The 21,839-nt window shown below is 45.3% G+C and carries 26 protein-coding genes; 16 read left to right on the forward strand and 10 right to left on the reverse strand.

Going from position 1 to position 21,839, the window contains the following annotated elements:
- Positions 1 to 6: 6 nt before the first annotated feature.
- Both ICN34_RS08010 and ICN34_RS08015 read right to left on the reverse strand, forming a co-directional pair.
- On the reverse strand, positions 7 to 441 hold the full coding sequence (locus ICN34_RS08010; protein ID WP_072582931.1) for a YbgC/FadM family acyl-CoA thioesterase: 435 nt from the start codon (positions 439 to 441) through the stop codon (positions 7 to 9).
- Between the two features lie 11 nt (positions 442 to 452).
- Positions 453 to 884 (reverse strand): GNAT family N-acetyltransferase, encoded by a 432-nt coding sequence (locus ICN34_RS08015; RefSeq protein WP_237767745.1) that lies wholly within the window; start codon positions 882 to 884, stop codon positions 453 to 455.
- Positions 885 to 1,047: 163 nt separating this feature from the next.
- Between ICN34_RS08015 and ICN34_RS08020 the strand changes: the two genes are divergently transcribed.
- The gene (locus ICN34_RS08020; protein ID WP_072582930.1) at positions 1,048 to 1,629 is read left to right on the forward strand and encodes a hypothetical protein; all 582 of its coding nucleotides are present in this window, start codon (positions 1,048 to 1,050) and stop codon (positions 1,627 to 1,629) included.
- Between the two features lie 84 nt (positions 1,630 to 1,713).
- Here ICN34_RS08020 and ICN34_RS08025 read toward each other — a convergent pair whose 3' ends face one another.
- Positions 1,714 to 2,538 (reverse strand): substrate-binding domain-containing protein, encoded by an 825-nt coding sequence (locus tag ICN34_RS08025; RefSeq protein WP_072582929.1) that lies wholly within the window; start codon positions 2,536 to 2,538, stop codon positions 1,714 to 1,716.
- 89 nt (positions 2,539 to 2,627) lie between these two features.
- Here ICN34_RS08025 and modA point away from each other — a divergent pair, with 89 nt between their 5' ends.
- Positions 2,628 to 3,386, forward strand: a complete 759-nt coding sequence (modA, locus tag ICN34_RS08030; RefSeq protein ID WP_216121881.1) for a molybdate ABC transporter substrate-binding protein — start codon at positions 2,628 to 2,630, stop codon at positions 3,384 to 3,386.
- 7 nt (positions 3,387 to 3,393) lie between these two features.
- On the opposite strand, the gene ICN34_RS08035 is transcribed toward modA, so the two are convergent.
- The 3 genes from ICN34_RS08035 to ICN34_RS08045 form a co-directional block, all read right to left on the reverse strand.
- The gene (locus ICN34_RS08035; protein ID WP_216121883.1) at positions 3,394 to 4,020 is read right to left on the reverse strand and encodes an FMN-binding negative transcriptional regulator; all 627 of its coding nucleotides are present in this window, start codon (positions 4,018 to 4,020) and stop codon (positions 3,394 to 3,396) included.
- Positions 4,021 to 4,088: 68 nt separating this feature from the next.
- Entirely contained in the window at positions 4,089 to 4,853 is a 765-nt protein-coding gene (locus ICN34_RS08040; RefSeq protein ID WP_202816827.1) for a hypothetical protein, read from the reverse strand.
- A complete protein-coding gene (locus ICN34_RS08045; protein ID WP_072582927.1) occupies positions 4,850 to 5,191 on the reverse strand; it encodes a cupredoxin domain-containing protein in 342 nt (113 codons plus the stop codon). Before ICN34_RS08045 ends, ICN34_RS08040 begins: the two co-directional genes overlap by 4 nt.
- 91 nt (positions 5,192 to 5,282) lie before the next feature.
- Between ICN34_RS08045 and ICN34_RS08050 the strand changes: the two genes are divergently transcribed.
- From ICN34_RS08050 to ICN34_RS08060, 3 genes are all read left to right on the forward strand, one after another.
- Positions 5,283 to 5,528, forward strand: coding sequence for a FeoA family protein (locus ICN34_RS08050; protein ID WP_072582926.1), 246 nt, complete (start codon positions 5,283 to 5,285; stop codon positions 5,526 to 5,528).
- Positions 5,521 to 7,434, forward strand: a complete 1,914-nt coding sequence (locus ICN34_RS08055) for a ferrous iron transporter B (RefSeq protein ID WP_216121885.1) — start codon at positions 5,521 to 5,523, stop codon at positions 7,432 to 7,434. The genes ICN34_RS08050 and ICN34_RS08055 overlap by 8 nt, the downstream gene beginning before the upstream one ends.
- A gap of 97 nt (positions 7,435 to 7,531) precedes the next feature.
- Positions 7,532 to 8,575 carry a fumarylacetoacetate hydrolase family protein gene (locus tag ICN34_RS08060; RefSeq protein ID WP_216121886.1) on the forward strand — a complete coding sequence of 348 codons (1,044 nt, stop codon included), beginning with the start codon at positions 7,532 to 7,534 and terminating at the stop codon, positions 8,573 to 8,575.
- Positions 8,576 to 8,646: 71 nt separating this feature from the next.
- Here ICN34_RS08060 and ICN34_RS08065 read toward each other — a convergent pair.
- Together ICN34_RS08065 and ICN34_RS08070 are read right to left on the reverse strand one after the other, a co-directional pair.
- Positions 8,647 to 10,004, reverse strand: a protein-coding gene (locus tag ICN34_RS08065; protein ID WP_370623991.1) for an IS3 family transposase whose coding sequence is annotated in 2 segments (ribosomal slippage) — positions 8,647 to 9,542 and positions 9,542 to 10,004 — 1,359 coding nt in all. Because the reading frame shifts where the segments join, the coding sequence is not laid out codon by codon here.
- Between the two features lie 107 nt (positions 10,005 to 10,111).
- On the reverse strand, positions 10,112 to 10,999 hold the full coding sequence (locus ICN34_RS08070) for a fumarylacetoacetate hydrolase family protein (RefSeq protein WP_216121889.1): 888 nt from the start codon (positions 10,997 to 10,999) through the stop codon (positions 10,112 to 10,114).
- A gap of 113 nt (positions 11,000 to 11,112) precedes the next feature.
- Here ICN34_RS08070 and ICN34_RS08075 point away from each other — a divergent pair, with 113 nt between their 5' ends.
- From ICN34_RS08075 to ICN34_RS08085, 3 genes are read left to right on the forward strand one after another with little or no spacing between them, the layout of a single operon-like run.
- Positions 11,113 to 12,099, forward strand: coding sequence for a tripartite tricarboxylate transporter substrate binding protein (locus tag ICN34_RS08075; RefSeq protein WP_216121892.1), 987 nt, complete (start codon positions 11,113 to 11,115; stop codon positions 12,097 to 12,099).
- The gene (locus tag ICN34_RS08080; RefSeq protein WP_215359751.1) at positions 12,099 to 12,896 is read left to right on the forward strand and encodes a class II aldolase/adducin family protein; all 798 of its coding nucleotides are present in this window, start codon (positions 12,099 to 12,101) and stop codon (positions 12,894 to 12,896) included. The genes ICN34_RS08075 and ICN34_RS08080 overlap by 1 nt, the downstream gene beginning before the upstream one ends.
- A gap of 21 nt (positions 12,897 to 12,917) precedes the next feature.
- Positions 12,918 to 13,715 carry a transporter gene (locus ICN34_RS08085; RefSeq protein ID WP_216121894.1) on the forward strand — a complete coding sequence of 266 codons (798 nt, stop codon included), beginning with the start codon at positions 12,918 to 12,920 and terminating at the stop codon, positions 13,713 to 13,715.
- A gap of 11 nt (positions 13,716 to 13,726) precedes the next feature.
- On the opposite strand, the gene ICN34_RS08090 is transcribed toward ICN34_RS08085, so the two are convergent.
- Positions 13,727 to 14,728: a tripartite tricarboxylate transporter substrate binding protein gene (locus ICN34_RS08090; protein WP_216121895.1), complete on the reverse strand. Its 1,002-nt coding sequence runs from the start codon at positions 14,726 to 14,728 to the stop codon at positions 13,727 to 13,729.
- 106 nt (positions 14,729 to 14,834) lie between these two features.
- Between ICN34_RS08090 and ICN34_RS08095 the strand changes: the two genes are divergently transcribed.
- From ICN34_RS08095 to ICN34_RS08105, 3 genes are read left to right on the forward strand one after another with little or no spacing between them, the layout of a single operon-like run.
- Positions 14,835 to 15,116, forward strand: a complete 282-nt coding sequence (locus ICN34_RS08095) for a SemiSWEET transporter (RefSeq protein WP_216121897.1) — start codon at positions 14,835 to 14,837, stop codon at positions 15,114 to 15,116.
- Positions 15,117 to 15,151: 35 nt separating this feature from the next.
- Positions 15,152 to 15,844 (forward strand): fumarylacetoacetate hydrolase family protein, encoded by a 693-nt coding sequence (locus ICN34_RS08100; protein ID WP_216121899.1) that lies wholly within the window; start codon positions 15,152 to 15,154, stop codon positions 15,842 to 15,844.
- Between the two features lie 21 nt (positions 15,845 to 15,865).
- Positions 15,866 to 16,915, forward strand: coding sequence for an alpha/beta fold hydrolase (locus ICN34_RS08105; RefSeq protein WP_216121901.1), 1,050 nt, complete (start codon positions 15,866 to 15,868; stop codon positions 16,913 to 16,915).
- Between the two features lie 14 nt (positions 16,916 to 16,929).
- On the opposite strand, the gene ICN34_RS08110 is transcribed toward ICN34_RS08105, so the two are convergent.
- Positions 16,930 to 17,709 carry an enoyl-CoA hydratase/isomerase family protein gene (locus ICN34_RS08110; protein ID WP_216121903.1) on the reverse strand — a complete coding sequence of 260 codons (780 nt, stop codon included), beginning with the start codon at positions 17,707 to 17,709 and terminating at the stop codon, positions 16,930 to 16,932.
- A gap of 87 nt (positions 17,710 to 17,796) precedes the next feature.
- Between ICN34_RS08110 and ICN34_RS08115 the strand changes: the two genes are divergently transcribed.
- The 5 genes from ICN34_RS08115 (at position 17,797) to ICN34_RS08135 (ending at position 21,839) form a co-directional block, all read left to right on the forward strand.
- Positions 17,797 to 17,955, forward strand: coding sequence for a DUF5993 family protein (locus ICN34_RS08115; protein WP_158009030.1), 159 nt, complete (start codon positions 17,797 to 17,799; stop codon positions 17,953 to 17,955).
- Between the two features lie 6 nt (positions 17,956 to 17,961).
- Positions 17,962 to 18,525: a disulfide bond formation protein B gene (locus ICN34_RS08120; protein ID WP_216121905.1), complete on the forward strand. Its 564-nt coding sequence runs from the start codon at positions 17,962 to 17,964 to the stop codon at positions 18,523 to 18,525.
- A gap of 34 nt (positions 18,526 to 18,559) precedes the next feature.
- Positions 18,560 to 19,558 carry a tripartite tricarboxylate transporter substrate binding protein gene (locus ICN34_RS08125; RefSeq protein ID WP_216121907.1) on the forward strand — a complete coding sequence of 333 codons (999 nt, stop codon included), beginning with the start codon at positions 18,560 to 18,562 and terminating at the stop codon, positions 19,556 to 19,558.
- Between the two features lie 92 nt (positions 19,559 to 19,650).
- Positions 19,651 to 21,471: a COG3014 family protein gene (locus ICN34_RS08130; RefSeq protein WP_255538612.1), complete on the forward strand. Its 1,821-nt coding sequence runs from the start codon at positions 19,651 to 19,653 to the stop codon at positions 21,469 to 21,471.
- A gap of 11 nt (positions 21,472 to 21,482) precedes the next feature.
- Entirely contained in the window at positions 21,483 to 21,839 is a 357-nt protein-coding gene (locus tag ICN34_RS08135) for a YcfL family protein (protein WP_072582136.1), read from the forward strand.

Here is a 21,839-nt window from a genome sequence, read left to right on the forward strand (position 1 = left end):
CTTACATTACTCGTCTTGGAATACACAATCAGGCCATGCCTTAGGCTTAAGTGTGTTGGTATCAACGCAAACGATATGTAGCACGGCGCTTGCAATAACTTGGAATTCTTCGCTATCAGGGAGCTTTCTTTGCGCAGTCTGTTTAACACTCACCTGAGTGCGTCCGCGATGTTCAATCACTTGATCTATGTAAAGCAAGTCATCTAGACGCCCTGGTTTATAGAAGTTCATTGTGAGTTCGCGCAACGGCATCACCATATTAAATTCATTCTCGAGTTTGGTAGGGCTTAAGCCTTTTTGTGCAAGCCATTCTGCGCGACTACGTTCAAAAATCTCGAGATAACGTCCGTGATAGACAAAACCTGCTGCATCTGTATCTGAGTAGCAGACTCGATGGGTATAAGTAAATACGGCAGGGTTTGGATTGTGGATAGTTGTCATCGATTGGTAAGCTAGTTTGGCAATATAAGAATCATATTACGGTGGGGCATACCTGCCTCATCATATATGGGGCCTTCTGGTTTAAAGCCTAGCTTTTCATAGAAGGGGATGGCAACCACTTGGGAGTGCAACACAATCGATTTTGCCCCTTGGCTTTTTGCTAAGTCAGTCAATTTCTCTAGAATTTGAAGCCCTATGCCCTGATTTCTGAATTGGGCCAAGATGGCCATGCGTCCAATTTGAGATATCCCACCGCCTAGATCTACCAGTCTTCCAGTGCCAATACAACATGCTTCTAGATAGGCTAGGGCATGTGCTGCAAAGGGGTCAAATTCGTCCAATTCGAGCTCGGCTGGGACCTTTTGCTCCCTTACGAATACCTCCTGGCGCACCAAAAAGGCCTCTACTTCAGCCTCTTTCCAGGGTTTTATTAATATTTCCAAGATTCCAAATGCCTCCAAGCGCTAATTCCCACCCAATTTACCAAATAAACGTGAATATAAGCATGGTTCGAAACCGTACAAAAAGCGCCCCATTCCATGGTTACAATGAATTGTGGCTCTGTATTGGGCCCATCCGTAACCTTTTACTCAACTAGGAGTTATCTTGAAGAAATCTTTATTAGCCGGTTTGTTTGCCGTAGTAGGTGTGACCTTTGCAAGCTCTGTTTTTGCACAGCTTCCTGCAAAGATGTTGCCTTTAGCTGCTGATGTTGTCGTTTTGAGCGCAACCGTTGATTCAGTAGATGCAAAGAAGCGTATCGTTGTATTGAAAGATGCTAACGGCAATTTGGCGCAGATGAACGTCGCTAAGTCAGTAAATGATTTAGATAAAGTTAAAAAGGGCGACGTGTTCTTGGTTGAGCATGCGCAGGCAGTTGCTGTTGGCTTAACTGCTGTTGGTAAAGATCAAAAACCAGGTGTTTCAGGCGTTCGCTCTGTAGTGATCGCTGGCAAAGGCGCTACTAAGCCATTTGAAGAGACAACTGAAACTGTTTATGCAACTGTAAAGATCTCAACCATTGATCAAAAGACACGTATTGTGAGCTTCACATTGCCAAGTGGCGAGAAGCAAAAAGTAAAAGTAGATCCATCTGTTCTTGGTCTTGAGAAGTTCAAAGCTGGTGATGACGTGATGGTTGAGTTTGTTGACGACACAGCTATTGGTTTCGTAACACCTAAGAAGTAAGTATGAATAAGCAGTAAATAACTAGGCTGTACGCTAGTTGTAAAAAAGCCCGCATCTGCGGGCTTTTTGCTTGATGGGACTAGATTATTTTTTAGCGTTTGGAAAGAAGAGCTGCTCGCCATCAATCTTGTAGCTAGCAATGACGTCCTGCCCATTTTTAGAGATGAGCCAATCAATAAATTCTTGACCCTGTACTTTTTTCACATGAGGGAACTTGGCTGGATTAACCAACATCACACCGTATTGGTTAAATAGCTTTGGATCGCCTTGCACAAGGATGACTAGATCGCCACGATTCTTAAAGCTGAGCCAGGTGCCACGGTCAGCCAATATATAGCCATTCATAGCGGAGGCGGTATTGAGGGCAGGGCCCATACCTGAGCCTGTTTCTTTGTACCAAGACTGACTGGAAGAAGGGGTGATGCCCGCACCTTTCCAGTAACGAAGTTCTGCAGCATGTGTACCGCTTTTATCTGCACGTGACACAAAGGGAGCTTGCGCAATAGCAATTTTTTGGAGTGCCACTTGAATATCCTTACCACCAGCAATTTTTGCTGGATCTGCTTTAGGTCCAATGAGCACGAAATCGTTGTACATCACTTCGTAACGCTTAGTAGAAAAACCTTCTTCCACAAACTTCTCTTCAGCAGGTTTGTCATGAACAAACACCAGATCTGCATCACCGCGGCGGCCAATATCTAATGCTTGACCGGTTCCAACAGCCACAACCTTAACCTCAATACCAGTCTTCATCTTAAAGATGGGGAGCATGTAATTGAACAGGCCAGATTGCTCAGTGGAGGTAGTGGAGGAGACCACAATGCTTTTTTCTTGAGCAGATGCTATGGAGCCCTGCAAACAGGCAGAAAATAAGATGCTAATGGCTAAGGAGTTCAGTAATTTTCTCATACACTTCGAAATAGATTTGGTTAATTTGCATCATCGCATATAGGCATTTTAATTGCTCAATCACATTTGCTTCCGCTAGAATGGATTTCATGAGCACCATGCGCCTACTGGCTTTAGTTTCGGCATTCTTATTTTCCATTGGTACTGCCTTTGCGCAGATATCCACTATTGCCGTGGCTGCCAATATGAAAGATGCATTTAACGAGATTGCGATTGCCTTTAAGGCTGGTGGTAAGCCAGAGATAAAGGTGGTCTATGGCTCATCGGGTAACTTCGCCACACAAATTATGAATGGGGCGCCATTCAATTTATTCATTGCTGCTGATGAGCAATTTCCGCTCGAGCTTTTTAGAAATGGCAAAACAACGGATGATGGAGAAATTTATGCCATTGGTAAGTTAGCCATCATCACTAAAAATTCATCTGGCATTCGTTTGCTTGATAGCAAAGTAGATATAGCTAAGGCTATTGGTAAGGCGAATAAGGTAGCGATCGCAAAGCCTGAGCTTGCACCCTACGGTAGAGCCGCGGTTCAGCATTTAAAGGCAGAGGGGCTTTGGGATCTCGCTAAAGATAAGCTTGTTTATGCGGACAATATTGGGGCCGCTACAACTTATGTAGTGAGTGGCGCTGCGGATATTGGTTTTACTGCACTTTCTTTGGCGAAGTCGCCTGAGGTGATGAAACAAACGAGCTTCTTATTGGTTGATGCAAAATTATATGAACCCATTAAACAGCGCATGGTATTAATCAAGGGTGCACCTCAAGAGTCGGTGGATTTGTATCGCTTTATGCAGGGGCCTCAGGCCAAATCCATTCTGCAAAAATATGGATACACCACGCCTTAGTAGCTAATTACTTGGGTGCTCTCATGTACTTCAGCATCTCTTGTAAAGCTTCTTGCGGCGACTTCGCTAGTTGCTCTACTACTGCTTCATAGTCTTCGGCCGGCCGGTTCTGGCTTAGCTTGAATTTACCAACCAAGCTACTGATCTCAATCTCGATACCAATAATGGCCTTGAGCATCATTTGTACGTACTCTTCTGGAGCATCGTCTAACTTCCAGTTAGATTGATAGGTTGGTTCGTGAATATTGGTCATTTGTGATACATGACTTCTTAGCCACTGTGCATCCTCAATCAACTTAATGCTACCTTCTGCATGAACCGCAGCATAGTTCCACGTAGGCACCACTTTTCCACTCTCTTGTTTTGATGGATACCAAGATGGGGTCACATATGCATTTGGCCCATTAAAGATTGCTGTAACAGATGTCTTGTTACTGCTCGCAACTTTAACGAGTGGATTCATTCTGGCGACATGTCCGTAAAGCTTGGTTTTGTCGGCGCTCAACATGAGTGGTAGGTGGTTGATTTCAAAATGGCCATCCAGATTCGCAACAATAGTCGCCAAAGGATATTCAGAAATAAGCTGGGCTAATACCGCTTGATCTTCAGCTAAAAAATGTTTTGGTAGGTACATAAGAGACTAAGCGGAGTGGGTAAAAGGTTGTATTTAGTAAGAACATAGCAGAGATTGAGCTCATGTTCTTAAAATTCGTACTCCACCTGCATTCTGATGGTGTTTTTTGGTGATGCCGTGGTAGTTCCCCAAAGGTAGGCTACGTTGTATTTCAAGGCTTCCTTGCGGCCCAGTTTAGTTTTTCCAAAAATGGCTGGCCCCGCACTAGATTGTTGTTGTTCATTGGTGTTCCAGCTATTGACCTGTCCTAGCCAAGAGTAAATCTGAGCTCCAAGCTCCAGCTCTGGTTGAAGGCGGTACTTCACCTGGCCCTGGTAGCCGAAATAGGTCCCCTGATTTTCGGTGCCCGTGTAATGTCCTTGCATCAAGACGTTGAGATTGGCGACCCACTTTTTCCATTCGCTTTGAAATAAGAAGCCGTACTTGGCTTCATAGCCTTCATTACGATTTTGAGGACGCTCCAACTCAAGCAAGAAGCCGATGTCCACTGGGTATTTTCCAGTCTCCGTTAGTTGAAATTTGTTCTCCCATTCCACTGCATCAAATTGAGAGTTGGTGCCATCCCAAATAGCTTTTCCATAAATCTCAGTGAACCACCAGGAGTTCACGCCATACCCGAAACCAATAGAAGCGCCTGATTGTCTATTGTCTTCACCGCTTCTGGGAGTCTGGGTTCCAAACTTCGTGTCTATCTCTCTTTCACCTTCTTCCACTCTTGGGGTGTAGATGTAATCTGCTGGCCCGCTTAAGTATTCACCAGCATGAACCAAGGGGCTTGCAGAGAGAAGGGCCAGGCAACACAAGCCTTGCATTAAATTGTTTCTCATCATCATTTAACCCTCACCACACCTTGAGCAGTTTCCGGACTAAATTCGCCTTCAAATTTATAGACACCAGGACTTAAGGGTCCAATGTAGAAAGAGGCTTTGCTTTTGGCTTTGATTAATACCTCTCTGTTGAGGTCGTAGCTTTCAAATTCCTCTGGAGTGTCATCCAGGTTTTCAATCGTGAGTTTTACTTTGGTATCGGCGGGGATATCAATCTCTGATGGTAAAAATCGCCCATTTTTAATTGAAATCTGGATATCGTTGCTTGCTCCATAGGCAATATTTGTCAAATTTAACAACAAGAAAATGCTGATAAGTAACTGTTTTGTATAAGTATTTTTCATAAATGAGTGTATATATAAATGAGAACCATTCTCAAGTATAAGGTATATAATGAGAATCGTTCCTATTTATTGATAAAAGTGACAATCCTCCATGCATTTGGACCAGGTTGATTTGGAAGTTCTTTACCGAGTGAGCGCGGTTAACGCGCCTAAGGGTGCCCCTCAAATTAAAGGGCAGCTAGAAGATATTGGATTTTTACCTGGTGAACAGGTGACTCTTCTGCGCAAAGGTTTGCTTGGTAAAGGTCCATATATGGTTCGCGTCGGAGCTTCCACATTCGCATTGCGTCAAGCCGAAGCTCGCATGATCACGGTCGATGCTATTTCACATGCCTGAATCTAAAGTTCACTTTTTCTCGAGTGAGCCACTCGTAGCTTTATTGGGTAATCCCAATTGTGGAAAAACGGCATTATTCAATTTGCTGACTGGCAGTCGTCAAAAGGTGGCGAACTATTCAGGCGTTACTGTTGAGCGCAAAGAAGGGCGCCTATCGCTCGAGTCCGGAAAAAATATTCGCATACTGGATTTGCCTGGCGCTTATAGCTTGTATCCAAGATCCTTAGATGAGCGTGTGACCTGCAACGTATTGCTTGGTCGAGCTGAAGGTGAAAAACGTCCTGACCTGGTGATTTGCGTATTGAGCGCCATGAATTTGCGTCGTAACTTGCGTTTAGTACTTGCTGCAAAGCGCTTGGGGCTGCCTTGTATCGTAGTACTCAATATGCTTGATATTGCTAAGCGTCAAGGCCTGCATATAGACACTGCCGCACTTTCAAGTGAATTGGGTTTGCCGGTGCTCACTAGTATTGGCATTCAGTCTGATGGCGCTGATGAAATCAAGCAGTTCTTATCGAATCTGGACTGGCGTAATCTCAATGGATTGCGCACAGGTACTAGTGATGCGACCCTAGAGAATGTTGCCTCTCATATTGCCCATACTGAATCTGACAATATTCAAGTTCAACGAATTCTGCAAAACCTCAAGCTAGATCAAATCATTCCCGATCAATTGAGCGATCGTTTAGATGCGGTATTACTCCATCCAGTTTTTGGCCCCATCATTTTGGTGGCCTTACTCTTTTGTATTTTTCAGGCTGTGTTCAGTTGGGCTACGGTACCCATGGACCTGATTAAATCCGCAGTAGACTTTCTGGGTGATCAGATCGTCGAAGTATTGCCCAATGGATGGATACGTAGTCTATTGATCAATGGAATTTTGGCAGGTTTAGGTGGCGTGGTGATTTTCTTGCCGCAAATTCTGATTTTGTTCTTCTTTATTCTTTTGCTAGAAGAGTCGGGCTATCTTCCAAGGGCTGCTTATTTGCTAGATAGAGTGATGGGTTCTGTCGGCTTATCAGGCAGATCATTCATTCCACTTCTCTCCAGTTTTGCCTGTGCCATCCCCGGAATTATGGCCACCAGAAGCATCTCTAATGCGCGTGATCGCATGGTGACGATTCTGATTGCACCCATGATGACATGTTCTGCACGTCTACCGGTATATGCCTTATTGATATCAGCATTCATTCCAGAGCAAAAGCTATGGGCGGGCATTGATTTACAAGGCCTAGTTTTATTCTTGCTTTATCTCGCTGGAATTTTGGGGGCGATGGCAGTGGCCTGGATTCTGAAGCGCTTTACGAGTGAGCAATTTAGGATGAACGCGCTCATGATGGAGTTGCCAAGCTATCACTTGCCTCGCTTAGGCAATCTAGCTATTAGCTTGTGGCAAAGAGCAGAAATCTTTTTGCGCCGTGTTGGCGGAATTATTTTGCTGATGACTATTGGTTTGTGGGTGTTATCTAGCTTTCCATTCCCGCCCGAGGGCGCAACAGGATCACCGATTCAATACAGCTTTGCTGGAATGATGGGGCAGGCCTTAGCGCATGTGTTTTCACCAATTGGATTTAACTGGCAGATCAGTATTGCTCTAGTGCCAGGTATGGCAGCCCGTGAAGTTGTGGTTAGCTCACTGGCAACGGTTTATGCGCTATCTAGCTCGAGTGTCGACGCAGCTGATGCGCTGATTCCCTTAATCTCCAATGGCTGGTCCTTAGCCACAGCTTTATCTCTATTGGCCTGGTTTGTATTTGCCCCTCAATGTTTGTCCACCATTGCTGCAGTAAAGCGCGAGACGGGTGGCTGGAAGATTCCGATCATCATGCTGAGCTACTTATTTGCCTTGGCCTATATCGCCTCCTTTATTACCTATCACTTAGCTATTTATCTAGGCCTAGGTTAAGCCTGCTGACATCTATATTTGCTGCGGCACCGCATAAAAGGGTGCGGTAGTATTCTTGTTGTAGTTAAAAAATAGATAACAAAACAAGGAGATATAGATGGGTTCACGTCGCCAATTTATGAAGACTGCTTCAGCTGCTGGGGCCGGTTTAGTAGCTGCCTCTACTATGGGTGTAATGAAAGAGGCTTCAGCACATCCCACCTCAGTATGGGGAGGGGAGGTTTACACCGGTCCACGTGAAATGGTCAAAAACAGCAAAATTCTCTCGATCCAAAATGCGGATGGAGCAGAAACCTTGGGTGTAGTTACCCCAAAAGGTGTTATCGATATTCGTGCCGTAGCTAAAAAAATGAAGATTGCAGCACCGACTACCTTGGATCAATTATTGCAAGAGGGTAATGCTGCGGGATTTAATAAGGTAGTAGCAAGCGCTGATAAATCTGGCGTGCCTTATTTAAAAGAATCGGACATTACTTTCGGGCGCCTGTTTAAAAACCCTGGAAAGATTGTTTGCGTTGGCTTAAATTACCGTGCGCATGCGGATGAGGTTGGTATGGCTCGCCCACGAGTACCGCCGCTATTCAATAAGTACAACAATAGTCTTACGGCTCACAACTGTTTATTGCAAATTCCACCGCCATCGGTTTCTTATAAACTAGATTATGAAACTGAGTTGTTGATTGTTGTCGGCAAGCAGATGCGCAATGTTCCCGAATCGGCTGCTTTGGATTATGTGGCAGGTTATTGCACCTCAAATGATTTCTCATCACGTGATTTGCAACTGGAATTGCCAAGTGGGCAATGGATGATTGGTAAGACCTTGGACCAATACGCACCAATTGGACCTTACTTTGTTACTTCTGACTTAGTGGGTGACCCTAATAAGCTTGACGTAAAGACTTGGGTGAATGGTGAGTTGCGTCAGAACTCAAATACTTCCGACTTTATTCACAATACCCAAAAAATGTTGTCTTACATCAGCACTTACTGGACATTAGAGCCGGGAGATATTGTTTTCACTGGTACACCGCAAGGCGTTATTGCTGGTATGCCAAAGGACAAGCAGGTATGGCTGAAGAAGGGTGATAAGATCGTAAGTTCAGTAGAAAAACTTGGAGATTTAAAGTTCACGTTGGCTTGATCACTCTAGAGTTTGTTTATCAAAAGAAAAGCCACCCGAATGAACTGACCCCCAGTAGTTGGACAGTTTAGTTAGGTTAGCACGAGGGATTGAGTTCGGTAATCAACCGGACTTAATCCCTTTAGCTTTTCTTTGATTCGGTCATGGTTGTAGTAGTGGATATATTCCTCTAGTTCTGCCTTAAATGATTTGATAGTCTCAAACTTCTTTTGATAGAAGAACTCCGTTTTCATAATCCCGAACCAGTTCTCCATGACAGAGTTATCTAGGCAACTACCTTTTCTAGACATGCTTTGAGTAATACCGTGCTTGCGTAAGGTCTGTTGATAAAGCCCCATTTGATATTGCCAGCCCTGGTCTGAGTGCAGCATGGGTTTGTCTTTTGGTCCCAGTTGTTTAAATGCGCTTTGAAGCATCTGCATTACTGAGCTAATCTGTGGCCGATCAGCAATCTCATAGGAGATGATCTCTTGGTTATATAAATCTAAGATCGGTGATAAGTACACTCGCTCGCCCTTGATATTGAACTCAGTCACATCGGTTACCCACTTTTGATTGGGTGCTTTAGCTATAAAGTTGCGCTCTAACAAGTTGGGGGCTGCCTTGCCCACAGACCCCTTATAAGACTGATAGCGCTTAGGTCTCACAGTCGATTTAAGTCCTAATTGAGTCATGAGCTTTTGCACTGTCTTGTGGTTTAAATGTTGATGTTGATTACGTAGCTCTAAATGTACCCGCCGATAGCCATAGCGACCCTGGTGGCGATGGTAGATTGCGCTAATTTGATTCTTAGCATCCAGATAGGGATCGGGCGCATGACTACTACTGGCTTTAAGCCAGTAGTAGTAAACGCTTTTAGCCATCTTGGCGATAGCGAGTAAATCGATTAAACGGTAATACGGCCTTAGCTCAGTAATTATTTGGGCTTGTTCTCTTTTGTTGCTTTGCTCTGAGCTAAGGCTTCTAACTTTTTTAGGTAGGCAGCCTGTGCTTCGGCATACTCCAAACGTCTTCGCAACTCTGCCGGCGTGAGCTCCGAGATAGGCTTTTTGAGTAATGCTTTGATATTAAATTGGGACATAGGCGGTTGTCCTCTCTGTCGATTGGCAAGGGCTGTAATACCGCCTTCATTGTAGAGTTTTTGCCATTGCAAAATGGTGGTCATACTACCAATCCCAAAGTGGGCAGCAGCTGGCCTAGCTGATATCTGATGCTGTGCCATGTACTCTAGAACCTGTACTTTGAACTGCGGGGAGTGGCGTTGGTGGCTGGGATTAAGACCACTATGGCCACGTGCTTGATAGGCTAAAGCCCATTTGCGGACATCTGAGTGACTAATCTCAAATAAGTGACTTACCCGCTTAAGACCACCTGACTTTAGAAACTCTTGAACTACCTTTAGCTTGAACTGCTTGCTGTACTTGCTCATAAAACAAAACCCCCTTGGTTGGACATAACGTCCAACTTTTGGGGGTCAGTTCATAGGGTGGCTTTTCTTATCAGTGGCTAGAACGTTTCTTAAACACTTAATCTGCTTTACTCGGCAATAAAAGTATTCTCAAGCTTTCCAATACCACCCATCTCAACGACTACAACATCGCCGTTCACTAAGTACTTAGGAGGTTTAAAGCCGATGCCAACGCCGACTGGAGTTCCGGTAGCGATCAAGTCTCCTGGGTAGAGGGTGATGCCTGCAGAGACCGTAGCGATCATATTGGGGATGTCAAAAATCAGATCTTTAGTATTGGAGTTTTGGCGTAATTCACCATTGACCCAGCACTTGACTGGGATATTTTCAGCATCGACTTCATCTGCTGTAACGACCCAAGGACCCATAGGGCAGAAGGTATCAAAACTTTTTCCTAAAAACCATTGCTTATGTCTTTGCTGCCAATCGCGCGCAGTCACATCATTGATGGCGGTATAACCCCAGACGTGTTTCATAGCATCTGCTTCGTTAATGCCTTTGCCGCCTTTGCCAATCACAATCGTGAGTTCCGCTTCGTAATCGATGCAGGTGGATACAGCAGTGGGGATAATGACGTTAGTATTGGGTCCGGTTACAGACTCGGGTGGCTTCGTGAAGAAGATTGCATGGCTTGGAATATCTTCCCCAGGTTTAGCGCTGCCATCAAATCCGCTGTTGGAAAATTCTTTAGCGTGCTCATGATAATTTTTACCGACACAGAAAATATTGCGACGCGGTCTAGGTACAGGAGCGAGTAGACGGATGTCGCTAAACGCATGCGTGGAAATAGGTTTTGGGAGCTTGCCTGCGAGGTCAGATTTGAGAATGGCAACAATGCCATCTTCACTAACGTCAACGCCCAAATCGAGCTCTTGAACTGTCGTGCCATCAGCAGACACAATTCCAACGCGAGTTTTGGTAGGTTCTTTGGCTAAAACAAATGCGGCATATCTCATGTTTGCTGTCTCCGGCTGGGGTTTTGTCTACGTTAACCCCTGTTTATTGTGATGAATCTTGTAGTAGGATAAAGAGTATAAATAATAACTAATTTACGTACTTGAGACAAAAAATGAGACAAAAATATTCATTTGCTACTACCTTAGTCTTTTTATGTACTTGCTTGGCCTCTCAGGGGGCTATTGCTCAAGCGCCAGAAGCCTGGCCTACAAAGCCCATCACTATGGTTGTGCCATTTCCGCCGGGTGGCGTTGCTGATACTGTTGGTAGGCCGGTGGCAGAGGCGCTATCCCGTAGGTTGGGTCAGCCAGTGATTGTAGAAAATAAAGCTGGGGCTGGTGGTGGCATTGGCATGGCGGCAGTAGCCAGGGCAAAGCCTGATGGCTACACGATTTTGATGGCCCTATCGTCTATTTCAATTATTCCAGAGGCGGATAAAGTAGTGGGAAGAGAGCAGTCTTTTCAACTCAATCAACTTAAGCCGATCGCACGCTTTACAGCGGACCCAACGGTTTTGGTAGTGAGGGCGGACAGCCCATGGAAAGATTACAAATCTTTTGTGGCAGCAATGCGAGCCAATCCCGGTAAATACAATTTTGGTTCATCAGGAAACTATGGAACGATGCATGTGCCGATGGAGATGCTCAAGTCTTCAGAAAAGTTCTACATGGTTCATATTCCGTATACAGGTGCAGGACCAGCGATTGTGGGTTTATTGGGCGGCCAAGTAGATGCGATCGCTACTGGACCTTCTTCCATTGTTCAGCAAATTAAGGCGGGCAAAGTACGTGCATTAGCTCATTGGGGTGATGGCAGATTAGCTAGCATGCCCGAGGTACCTAGCTTTAAAGAGATGGGCGTTAAGGTTGAGTTCTCTCAGTGGGCTGGTTTATTTGTGCCCAGCGCAACCCCTGACTACATCACCAATAAGCTCCGTGAGGCTGCTAAACAAGCGGCGAATGATGAGCGGGTGCGCACTGTGATCAATGGAGCTGGAAGTCCAATTCAATATATGGATGCGCCTGAATTTAAGGCCTACTGGGATAAGGAATCCGCTCAGATGGGTGAGGTTGTTAGAAAGATTGGCAAGGTTGAATAATGAAAAAACAATTACTTTCCCCTTTGTTTGCATTGCTTTTTACTCAGGCACATGCTGCAACCGTTCAGGAGCAGATGGATCAAAATATGGCAGTCAAGACAGCTGTTGAAGAGCTTGTTCTTGCGAATCATATTTTGTATGACCAAAATGCGGTAGATGGCTATGGCCATATTAGTGTTCGTAACCCAGCCAATCCTAATACATTCTTTCTGGCAAGAAGTGTCGCGCCATCAGTTGTCAAAATTGAAGACATCATGGAATTCGATATGAATGGCAAAGCTTTAAATGGCGATACACGAGTGGCTTATGGTGAGAGATATATTCATAGTGGTGTTCTAAAAAATCGCCCCGATATTAATTCGGTAATTCATGGTCATGCTGCACCCATACTGCCATATGGACTTACAGGTACCACTCTCAAACCCGTGTATCACATGAGTGCATTTTTAGGGGATGGCGCGCCTATTTTTGAGATCCGCAATTTTGCTAAGCCCAATCCAGATACGGATATGTTTATTAGTAATGTTGAGCTAGGTGATGCTCTGTCTAAAACTATGGGTTTGCAGTATTTTGTTTTGATGCGGGGCCATGGATATGCTTCAGGGGCAGACTCCATTAAGAAGGCAGTCTTTAGAACGGTGTATGCAATTCAAAATGCAAGCATTCAGTCTGAGGCAATGAAGATGGGTCAGGTGCAATACCTTACCCCCGGCGAAGCTGTTACTGCGCAGGAAACCATTGAGAAGACCATTGGACGGCCATGGCAGCTTTGGAGTGAGCGCGTCAAAAAACCGTAATCATTGTTAAACTCTTGCATCATGCAGATGCAAGCCCACTCCCTCGCCAAAGCCTTTTTACAGGGATTAGTGTCAGTATCCTTACTGCTGCTGCCATCGGTCAGCATGGCGGTCCTGCAGGATGAAATTCAGGTCTACGATGACGAAATTAATGCCAAGGGTGAAGCTAGTCTAGAGGTGCATTTAAACAGTACTCCCCGAGGCATTCAAAATCCCTCCTATCCAGGAGAGGTGATGAATAACAATGGTGTGCGGGTTACTCCAGAGTTTGCTTATGGCTTAGGCCACGATCTAGAGGCTGGCCTATACATCTCTTACGTGAACTATGACAACAAGTTTCAATATGCGGCGACTAAGGTCCGCATGAAATGGCTACCAATACGCGAAGACAAAGGAGATTCTTTCTTTGCAGGTGCAAACCTAGAGTTAGCTAACGTACAACCGCAGTTTGAGGAATCTCGATACAACAGTGAAATGCGTTTCATTGTCGGCAAGCATTTTGATGAGTGGCTTTTCTCATTTAATCCGGTTGTAGATATGCCGCTCTCGCAACCCTACGTAAATCAGTCGCCTTATTTTTCCACGGCAACTCGTTTATCTAGAGAGGTGACACCTGAGTTAGCGCTTGGGGTAGAGTATTACTCCAACCTGAATCAACTTGGTCAGCCCATCAACTACCAAAATACCCAACAATTGGGATTCTTGATGATGTACTACGAAGGCAAACCACTTTCTTTTCAGGCTGGGGTAGGTAAGGGCTTCTCTAACAGCACGGATTCGTTAACGCTTAAAGCGATTTTTTCCATTCCATTAAATTAACGCGATTAGCCTTAATCAGGCTTAATGTTGGCGTCCTTAATAACTTTGCTCCACATAGTCATTTCCCGTGTAATGCGCTTGCTGGAATCTGCTGGGGAAAGATAGTTCACATACACACCTGCTGCCAGCATGCGTTCTTGCACTTCGGGGCGCTGCAAAATAACCTTGATATCTGCGCTGAGTTTATCGATGATTGGCTTAGGAGTTCCTGCAGGAGCCAAAATACCAAACATACTTACAACATCAAAGTTAGGCAGACCTGTAGCTTCGGTGACGGTAGGTACATCCGGCAACTGACTAATGCGTTTAGCGGTTGTCACGGCTAGAGGTCTTAATTGACCTGCTTGAATAAATTGTAGGGCTGCTGGAACTGTTTCAGACATCGTGAGTACTTGACCGCCCACTAGATCAGTCATTGCAGGGCCGCTGCCTTTGTAAGGCACATGCAATAAATCTAAACCAAGTTGATAGCGAAACATTTCCATTGCAAGGCGTTGTGGCGCACCAGCTCCAGATGATGCGAACGTGAGCTTGCCTGGGTTGGCTTTTGCGTAGGCAATGAACTCTTTCATATTCTTTACGGGGACTGAAGGGTTCACTACAAACACCAGAGGTACCACTCCCACCACGTCAACTGGTGTGAAATCTTTCTCAAGGTTGTATCGAATTCTATCTTTATCAAGATTTGCGTTGATAGAGTGCGAGGTCAGGGCGCCCATTAACAGCGTATAGCCGTCAGCAGGAGACTTTGCAACCATATCCGCACCAATATTGCCGCTATCGCCTGCGCGATTATCGGGAACTACCTGCTGGTTTAGTGACTTGGAGAGCTCTTGCGCTATGATGCGACCAATCACATCAGTAGCACCACCTGGTGGGTATGGAATGACTAGCCTAATAGGTTTGTCGGGATAGTTTTTAATAGCAGAGCTATTGGTTTGCGCCAATAGTGGAGTGGTGATCAGGCTACTGCAAAGGAGTAGGCCTAAGCCTCGAATTAGATGTTGTCTCATTTTGTATTTCTAATGGTGGGTTGAGTTACGATTTTCTATTATCTACAGATTAAAAATTCATGCGCTGCGTCAATGAACTGCAAATTTCCCTTATTACAATGAAGAAATGAACCTTGAGTCCCATCAAATCGAGATTATTGGATATTGCGCCGCATTCTTGACTACTATTGCCTTTTTGCCGCAGGCGATACAGTCTTGGCGCACCAAAGACCTATCGGGTATCTCCCTCGGGATGTACTCCTTATTTACTGCGGGGGTGGGTTTGTGGCTGGTTTATGGCCTCATTATTGAAAAGTGGCCCCTCATTTTGGCCAATGCTCTCACCTTTGCCTTGGCGCTCAGCATCTTATTGTTGAAATTGCGTCATACTTCTAAATATCAGAAATAAAGCACTCATTCATTAAAATTCTTCGAAAGGTTTTTATGTCTTCAGCATTCGTGATTGATCCCCCAGCAGTAATTTCATTGCCTGTGACTGGCGATACTCGTCGCTTCGCCGTGAATCGTATTTACTGCGTTGGTAGAAACTACGCCGATCATGCACGAGAGATGGGCCATGATCCTGATCGAGAGCCACCATTCTTCTTTATGAAGCCTGCTAATTCAATTGTGACTGATGGCAAAGATATTGCTTACCCAAATTTATCAAAGGATGTTCACCACGAAATTGAAATGGTGGTCGCTATTGGTAAAGGCGGCGCAAATATCCCTGCAGAAAAAGCCTTGGAGCATGTCTATGGTTACGGAGTTGGTCTGGATATGACTCGGCGCGATCTTCAAGGTGAGGCAAAGAAGATGGGCCGCCCTTGGGATACCGGCAAAGCATTTGATCAATCTGCCCCTTGCGGTGAGATCACACCAGCCAGTCAGTGCGGTCATCCTGCCAAAGGCGCCGTTAAGCTCTTAGTGAATGGTGAAGTTCGTCAAGAGGGCGATCTCAATCAGTTGATTTGGAATGTGCCTGACACGATTGCTTATTTATCTACCTTATTTACCTTGGAACCAGGTGACTTAATTTTCTCCGGCACGCCAGCAGGTGTTGGCCCAGTTAAAAAAGGGGATGTACTTGAAGGTAGTGTTGCCGGTTTACCAAACTTAAAAACAAAAATTCTTTAAATCAAAAAGAAAGTCGGATTGATGACAAGTTTTCTCAAGAAAGTATTGCTGATTAGTGCAACGTTAGTTGCATCGGTTTTTTTGGTTTCATGTGCTAATACTGAGAAGACCTCATCAACTCCACCTGCCAGTCTTTATGCTGATGCAGCTCCTTTAGATTTGCGAATCAGCAAATGGCCTTACCCGTACCCACTCAAAGAATTTAAAACTTCTTTACAGGGGCAAGCAGCAAGCATGATGTATATGGATGTTGCGGCCTTAGGCAAGCAAAAGGGTGTGGTGGTGTTATTTCATGGCAAGAATTTCTCCAGTGATTATTGGTCCTTCACTATTGCAGGCCTTTCAAAGGCCGGCTATCGTGTGATTGCTCCTGATCAGATTGGCTTCGGAAAGTCTTCTAAGCCAGATGTGGCATACCACTTTGATGATTTAGCTGTCAATACGCAAGACTTACTGAAGTCCCTCAATATTAAGCAGGTTTCAGTCATAGCGAACTCCATGGGCGGCATGGTAGGTATTCGTTTTGCGCGCTTATACCCACAAACTGTCCAAAAGCTAGTATTGGAGAACCCTTTAGGACTTGAGGATTACAGCAAAGACATCCCTCCGCAACAGAATGACGATTTGCTTAAGCTAGAGATGGCTCAGACTGAAGCGAGTTATCGCCGCTTTCTGCAAAGTTATTTTCCAAACTGGCAGCCTGCTTATGAAAAGTTTGTAGAGGTCTATGTGCGCGTGCAAAAAGGTCCAGACTATCCGGCCTATGCAAAGACTTCAGTGCTGACTTACCAAATGATTGCTGAAAAACCAGTGGTCAATGATTTGCCACAATTAAAGATGCCGGTGTTATTGGTGATTGGCCAAAAAGACCGTACAGTATTTGGTCGACGCTTTGCCCCACCAGAGGCAGTGAAGTCCTTGGGCAACTTTCCAGAGTTAGGTAAGAAAGCGCAAGCAGCTATTCCGAATGCAAAGCTAGTGCCAGTTGAAAATGTGGGGCACGTACCTCACGTTGAGGTGCCCGATCAGTTCCTGAAAATCGTGGTGGAGTTTTTAAACTCTAAAAGCTAGTCCAGCAGCCTTACTTATTCCCCATTCCACAGAGGCGAACGACCTTCTAAGAAAGCGTTCACACCCCCTCTAAAGTCCTTGCTGTTATAGGTTTCTCGCATCAGATCTGTGCAGTCTGGAAGATTGCTTTGGAGTAAGCGTGCCAATGTCAGCTTGCTGGCTTTTTGTGTGATGGGAGCAAGGGTCGCTAATTTTTGAGCGAGCGCATTGGTAACAGATTCGATTTCTGCAGGCTCTGCCGTTTGATAGAGGTAGCCTGAAGCTAATAATTCTGGTGCCTTAATAAGTTCCGCAGTCAGAAGCATTTTCTTCACTGTTGGAGTTCCTAGGTGAGCCGCAAGCCAAGATAAATTACTTGGCGATAAGCAATTCCCCAAGGTCTTGGCTACCGGTATACCGAAACGGGCATTCGGCGTCGAGATCCGAAAGTCACAGAAAGTGGCCATCAACAGACCGCTGCCGACTGCTAAACCTTCAATCATGGCAATAGTCGGCATCGGCAGTTGTTGCAGTGAGGAGAAAATATGATCAACAGCAACTTCATATGCTTCATTCTCTTTGAGATCAACAAATTGCTGAATATCACTTCCAGAAACAAATGCTTTATCTCCTGCCCCTCGCAAGATGACCACTCGAATTTCAGGATTGTTAGCTAAGGAGTCGCAAATCCTTTTGAGCTCTTCATACATTGGCCAAGTGAGGGCATTACGAGCGGCGGGGTGATTAAAAACAACCCGTGCCATATTCCCATCAATCTGTAGATCTAAGCAGGGAGGGGAGGGGCTGGTAATCATGAGCCCATTCTAAACAAAAGCCCTTTCCCAAAGCCCTGAATTTATGGAATTACCCCTACTCTAAGAGTCCTGCGCTAGAATTCCCTTATGTATATGTTTCTACCTTTTCTGACGGCTTTTATCGGACTTGTTTTAGTCTGGTTTGAGAAGCGTCTTGCAGGTTTGACAGTTTTGGCGATTACCGTTGCCATTCTTCTGGTTTGGTTCCGTTTTCATGCAACTGACCATCTCAACATCAGTCTGTAATTGATTGTGAGTAAACATTCTCTACCCTCTCTAGCCGCGCTTGGTAATCAGCTTGCATTGCTAGCCGTTGTAGGCATGCTGTCATATGCCTTTGTAGATCAGCTCTACTTTGGTGAGTTGCCTTGTCCTTTGTGCTTAATGCAGCGCGTTGGATTTGTGATTATTGGTTTTGCTTTGGTGCTCAATATTCGTTGTGGTGCTTATTCATCCCATTACGGATGGGGCATCATTGGCGGCTTGGTTGGTATGATGGTTTCTCTTCGTCAGGTGTTCTTGCATATTCTGCCGGGCGACAAAGGATTTGGAAAAACATTTTTAGAGTTGCATTTCTATACCTGGGCATATGTTGGGTATACCGGTTTGTTAATGGGTCTTGCAGTGCTATTAATGCTACCTAACCGTGAAGTTCGCTCACGCTCATGGTTTGCCAATGCCCTTGTCATTGCATTCGTTCTCTTGGTTTTTGGCAATCTCGTATCTACACTCTTGGAATGCGGTATCGGCCCCTGCGCTGATGACCCAGTGAGGCATGAGGGCTGGTTGTGGCTACGCTCTCGCTTTGGTTTTTAACCTAGACCTTCCGGTCTAGTTCTACATTTTGAGCATGCCATTCTCTAAAGTTCTGAAGAGCTTTCTCTTTATTTCTGTGTTGTGGGTTATTGGCTTTAGTGTTCATGCGCAAAGTACATCCCAGAAAAACACTACCTGGCCAAAACAAGCAATTCGCATCGTTGTAACCTTTACCCCCGGTGGTGCTCCAGATATATTGGCGCGCGTTTTAGCGGAAGATTGGCAGCAAAACTTGGGTGTACCAGTGCTGGTCGAGAATCGCCCAGGCTATGGCGGTAATATTGGCGCTGATCTCGTTGCTAAGAGTGATCCAGATGGCTATACCTTATTAATTGGTACGGTAGGCATTCATGCGATTAATGGTGCGCTGTATGAAAAGATTTCATACGATCCCGCGAAGGATTTCACACCCATTAGCTTTTTAGCAAGCACACCAAATGTATTAATTGTGAATAAGAAATTAGGCGTTAACAATCTTCATGAGTTAATTGAGCTAGCAAAAGCCAAGCCAGACCAATTGACTTTTGGTTCATCAGGCGTTGGCACTTCTTTGCACATGTCAGGTGAATTGTTTAAACAAATAGCAGGTGTTCAAATCCGTCACATTCCTTATAAGGGACGAGCGCAATCTTTACCTGACTTACTCAGTGGTCGCATTTCTATGCTTTTTGACAATCTTTCCTCTTCCTTAGCCTTGATTAAGGCTGGAGAGGTTCAGGCCTTGGGAGTGACTACACTGAAGCGCTCACATGCCGCCCCTGAGATTCCCACTCTAGCTGAGCAAGGTTTGGCCGGTTTTGAGGCTGTATCTTGGTTTTCATTGATGGCACCAGCAAACCTTCCGCCTGATATCCAAAAACGCTTAAATCAAATGGTGCGCCAAACTTTGAGCAATCCCAATGTCAAATCCAAGCTCTTGGCTGGTGGCCTGGACCCCGCTCCAGGTAGCCCAAAAGACCTTTCTAAGTTGATTGCCTCCGAGGCAAGCAAATGGGGCAAGGTAGTACAGCAATCAGGTGCAAAATTAGAGTAATAAACCCCTATTTTCTTGTCAGCCCAAGCCTATTTTTAAGCGTTAAAGGTATGTGGTCTTCATTTTTTCCTCTTTTTCATAAACCCCTCAATTTGCCTAAATTTTCAGCATTAGACATTTCTAAATTCGGCGTGACTTTGACTGTCTGTTTGTTGGTCGGTTGCGCTACGCAGACTCAGCAAATCAAGATGAATGAGTCCAAAGAGCAGTTTAAAAATGGTGATCTGCAAAATACGACGGCGGCCATTCAGGGCGCCTTCAAGGATAAAAATACCCTGTATTACATGGAGCTGGGCGAGGTACAAAGACTGCAAGGTCCCGCTCAGATTCCCAATAGCACCCAAAACCTATTAGCTGCAGATCAATTAGTCAGTCGTTGGGAGGCGACTACCAGCGACAAACTCAGACGCTCTTTTTCAGGAGCAAGTGGTTACGTTTTGTCTGAAGGTTTCAGTAGTGAGTATGACCCTAAACCTTATGAAGTGAGTCTATTAAGCCAAACCATCGCTTTAAACCACATCTCTCAAGGACGCTGGAATGATGCCATGGTGGAAGCCAAAAAGATGGCGCAGCGTGAAAAGGTTATTGAGGAGTTGATACAGAGTAGGGTGGCCGCAGTCTCCAAGGTAGAGCAGGAGCAGCAAAATAATCCCAATACTCAAGGTGCATCTAGTCGTATTGAAAGTATTAGCGGTTACCCAATCAATCTATTGGATGACGAGGAAACCCGTAGCCTTAAGAACTCGTATCAGAATCCTGCAGCGTATTACCTGTCTGGTTTTATTCACGAGTCACAAGGAGAGGCAAGTCTAGCTGCGCCAGGTTATCGCTTGGCAATTGAGTTGCGACCACAAGTCAACTTCTTTAAAACCAGTATTGCTAAGTTGGACTCCAATATTGCCAATCAAGGCAAAAAAGCGTTTGCTGATACCTTGATTATTGTTGATACAGGTTACATGCCCAAAATTATTCCTTATCAAATCAGCCAGTCTTTTAATCTGGGCGGTAACCCAAAGTTGGTTACCTTAACTTTTCCGGTCATCGAAAAATCTACTGAGCGTTTCAGGCCAACCATGGTTCAGTTAGGCGATAAGGTGGCTAATCCAGAGTTGGTTGCCAATATTGATGCTATGGCTCGCAAGAACTTGCGTGATGAGATGCCAGCCTATGTTTTAAGAGCATCCTCTAGAGCCTTAGTCTCTCTAGCCGCGCAATATGCAGCGGATCGAGCCGCCCAGCAAGCGGCTAACAAGCGAAGCCAGAATAATCAGAACAATCAGAACAATGGTAGCGCTGCTCTAATTGGCGCGATTGCAGGAATGATTACGGGATATAGCTTACAAGCAATCAATGTGACTGATGTGCGTCATTGGTCAACTTTGCCCGCGCAAACATACATGGCCAGAATGGGTTTGCCGATTGGACCAACTGTTCTGAAATACACTTTGCCATCTGGCGTAACCGCATCTCAAACGGTTAATTTAGTAGGCGGGTACAACGTGGTTTATATCCGCATGTTTAGAAATAGGGCAGCTGTACTGACCTCGAATGATCCTACTGCGCTTCCTCCCAAAGATCCGGTTGTTAGCACTCCAATAGTCGCATCTCCAGCCGCCATCTCGCCAGTAAGCTCACACCCCGCTCTCCTTGAACCTAAACCATCTGAGGGTGCATTTGCAGGCTTTAAGAAACTATGGGGAGGCTTTCAGGATCCGCAGCCCGAAGAGCCTGCTTCAGCAGCGGTAATAACCACCCCAGTAGCGACACAGGCAACCCCCGTACCTGCGGCGCCTATCTCAAACCCGACCCCCAATTCCACCCCCAACACTATCCCCGCTAGCGGTAATATGGAAGGGGTGAAGCCTTACGAGCCACCCAATCTGTTGAATAGCTTTCAGCAGCTTTTTAATTAGGAAAGACCCAGATGAAAAAATACCTCGCAATCCTGATGACGGCACTTGCTCTTGCCGCATGTAGCTCAACGCCATCCATGAAGGACATGACGGTACGCACGGGTGATACGGATGGCATTCAAATTGCTGATATGCGTAGTTTGATGCGCAATGGCGTATTGACAGCGCAGGTAACCATACAGAATGACAGCAAATCCAATCTCGTGTCTTATCGATTTAAGTGGATTGGTAAAAACGGCATGGCGGTAACAGATGAGGAGCCGTGGAAGCCTGTAACAGTAGGTAAGGGGCAGTCGACCGTTATCATGGGAATCGCCCCAACGCCAGATGCTACTGACTTTCGTTTTGAATTAAATCAATACAAATAA

This window comes from Polynucleobacter sp. Tro8-14-1 (assembly GCF_018881655.1).
GTDB lineage: Bacteria > Pseudomonadota > Gammaproteobacteria > Burkholderiales > Burkholderiaceae > Polynucleobacter.

What these genes read in the sequence shown, in the direction of transcription:
- ICN34_RS08090 (WP_216121895.1), bottom strand. Translation starts at nt 14,728, where the DNA reads ATGAGACAACATCTAATTCGAGGCTTAGGCCTACTCCTTTGCAGTAGC.
- ICN34_RS08125 (WP_216121907.1), top strand. Translation starts at nt 18,560, where the DNA reads ATGCCATTCTCTAAAGTTCTGAAGAGCTTTCTCTTTATTTCTGTGTTG.
- ICN34_RS08100 (WP_216121899.1), top strand. Translation starts at nt 15,152, where the DNA reads ATGTCTTCAGCATTCGTGATTGATCCCCCAGCAGTAATTTCATTGCCT.
- ICN34_RS08060 (WP_216121886.1), top strand. Translation starts at nt 7,532, where the DNA reads ATGGGTTCACGTCGCCAATTTATGAAGACTGCTTCAGCTGCTGGGGCC.
- ICN34_RS08055 (WP_216121885.1), top strand. Translation starts at nt 5,521, where the DNA reads ATGCCTGAATCTAAAGTTCACTTTTTCTCGAGTGAGCCACTCGTAGCT.
- ICN34_RS08085 (WP_216121894.1), top strand. Translation starts at nt 12,918, where the DNA reads ATGCAGATGCAAGCCCACTCCCTCGCCAAAGCCTTTTTACAGGGATTA.
- ICN34_RS08075 (WP_216121892.1), top strand. Translation starts at nt 11,113, where the DNA reads ATGAGACAAAAATATTCATTTGCTACTACCTTAGTCTTTTTATGTACT.
- ICN34_RS08025 (WP_072582929.1), bottom strand. Translation starts at nt 2,538, where the DNA reads ATGAGAAAATTACTGAACTCCTTAGCCATTAGCATCTTATTTTCTGCC.
- ICN34_RS08045 (WP_072582927.1), bottom strand. Translation starts at nt 5,191, where the DNA reads ATGAAAAATACTTATACAAAACAGTTACTTATCAGCATTTTCTTGTTG.
- ICN34_RS08050 (WP_072582926.1), top strand. Translation starts at nt 5,283, where the DNA reads ATGCATTTGGACCAGGTTGATTTGGAAGTTCTTTACCGAGTGAGCGCG.
- ICN34_RS08035 (WP_216121883.1), bottom strand. Translation starts at nt 4,020, where the DNA reads ATGTACCTACCAAAACATTTTTTAGCTGAAGATCAAGCGGTATTAGCC.
- ICN34_RS08080 (WP_215359751.1), top strand. Translation starts at nt 12,099, where the DNA reads ATGAAAAAACAATTACTTTCCCCTTTGTTTGCATTGCTTTTTACTCAG.
- ICN34_RS08010 (WP_072582931.1), bottom strand. Translation starts at nt 441, where the DNA reads ATGACAACTATCCACAATCCAAACCCTGCCGTATTTACTTATACCCAT.
- ICN34_RS08105 (WP_216121901.1), top strand. Translation starts at nt 15,866, where the DNA reads ATGACAAGTTTTCTCAAGAAAGTATTGCTGATTAGTGCAACGTTAGTT.
- modA (WP_216121881.1), top strand. Translation starts at nt 2,628, where the DNA reads ATGAGCACCATGCGCCTACTGGCTTTAGTTTCGGCATTCTTATTTTCC.
- ICN34_RS08135 (WP_072582136.1), top strand. Translation starts at nt 21,483, where the DNA reads ATGAAAAAATACCTCGCAATCCTGATGACGGCACTTGCTCTTGCCGCA.
- ICN34_RS08115 (WP_158009030.1), top strand. Translation starts at nt 17,797, where the DNA reads ATGTATATGTTTCTACCTTTTCTGACGGCTTTTATCGGACTTGTTTTA.
- ICN34_RS08070 (WP_216121889.1), bottom strand. Translation starts at nt 10,999, where the DNA reads ATGAGATATGCCGCATTTGTTTTAGCCAAAGAACCTACCAAAACTCGC.
- ICN34_RS08110 (WP_216121903.1), bottom strand. Translation starts at nt 17,709, where the DNA reads ATGATTACCAGCCCCTCCCCTCCCTGCTTAGATCTACAGATTGATGGG.
- ICN34_RS08095 (WP_216121897.1), top strand. Translation starts at nt 14,835, where the DNA reads ATGAACCTTGAGTCCCATCAAATCGAGATTATTGGATATTGCGCCGCA.
- ICN34_RS08040 (WP_202816827.1), bottom strand. Translation starts at nt 4,853, where the DNA reads ATGATGATGAGAAACAATTTAATGCAAGGCTTGTGTTGCCTGGCCCTT.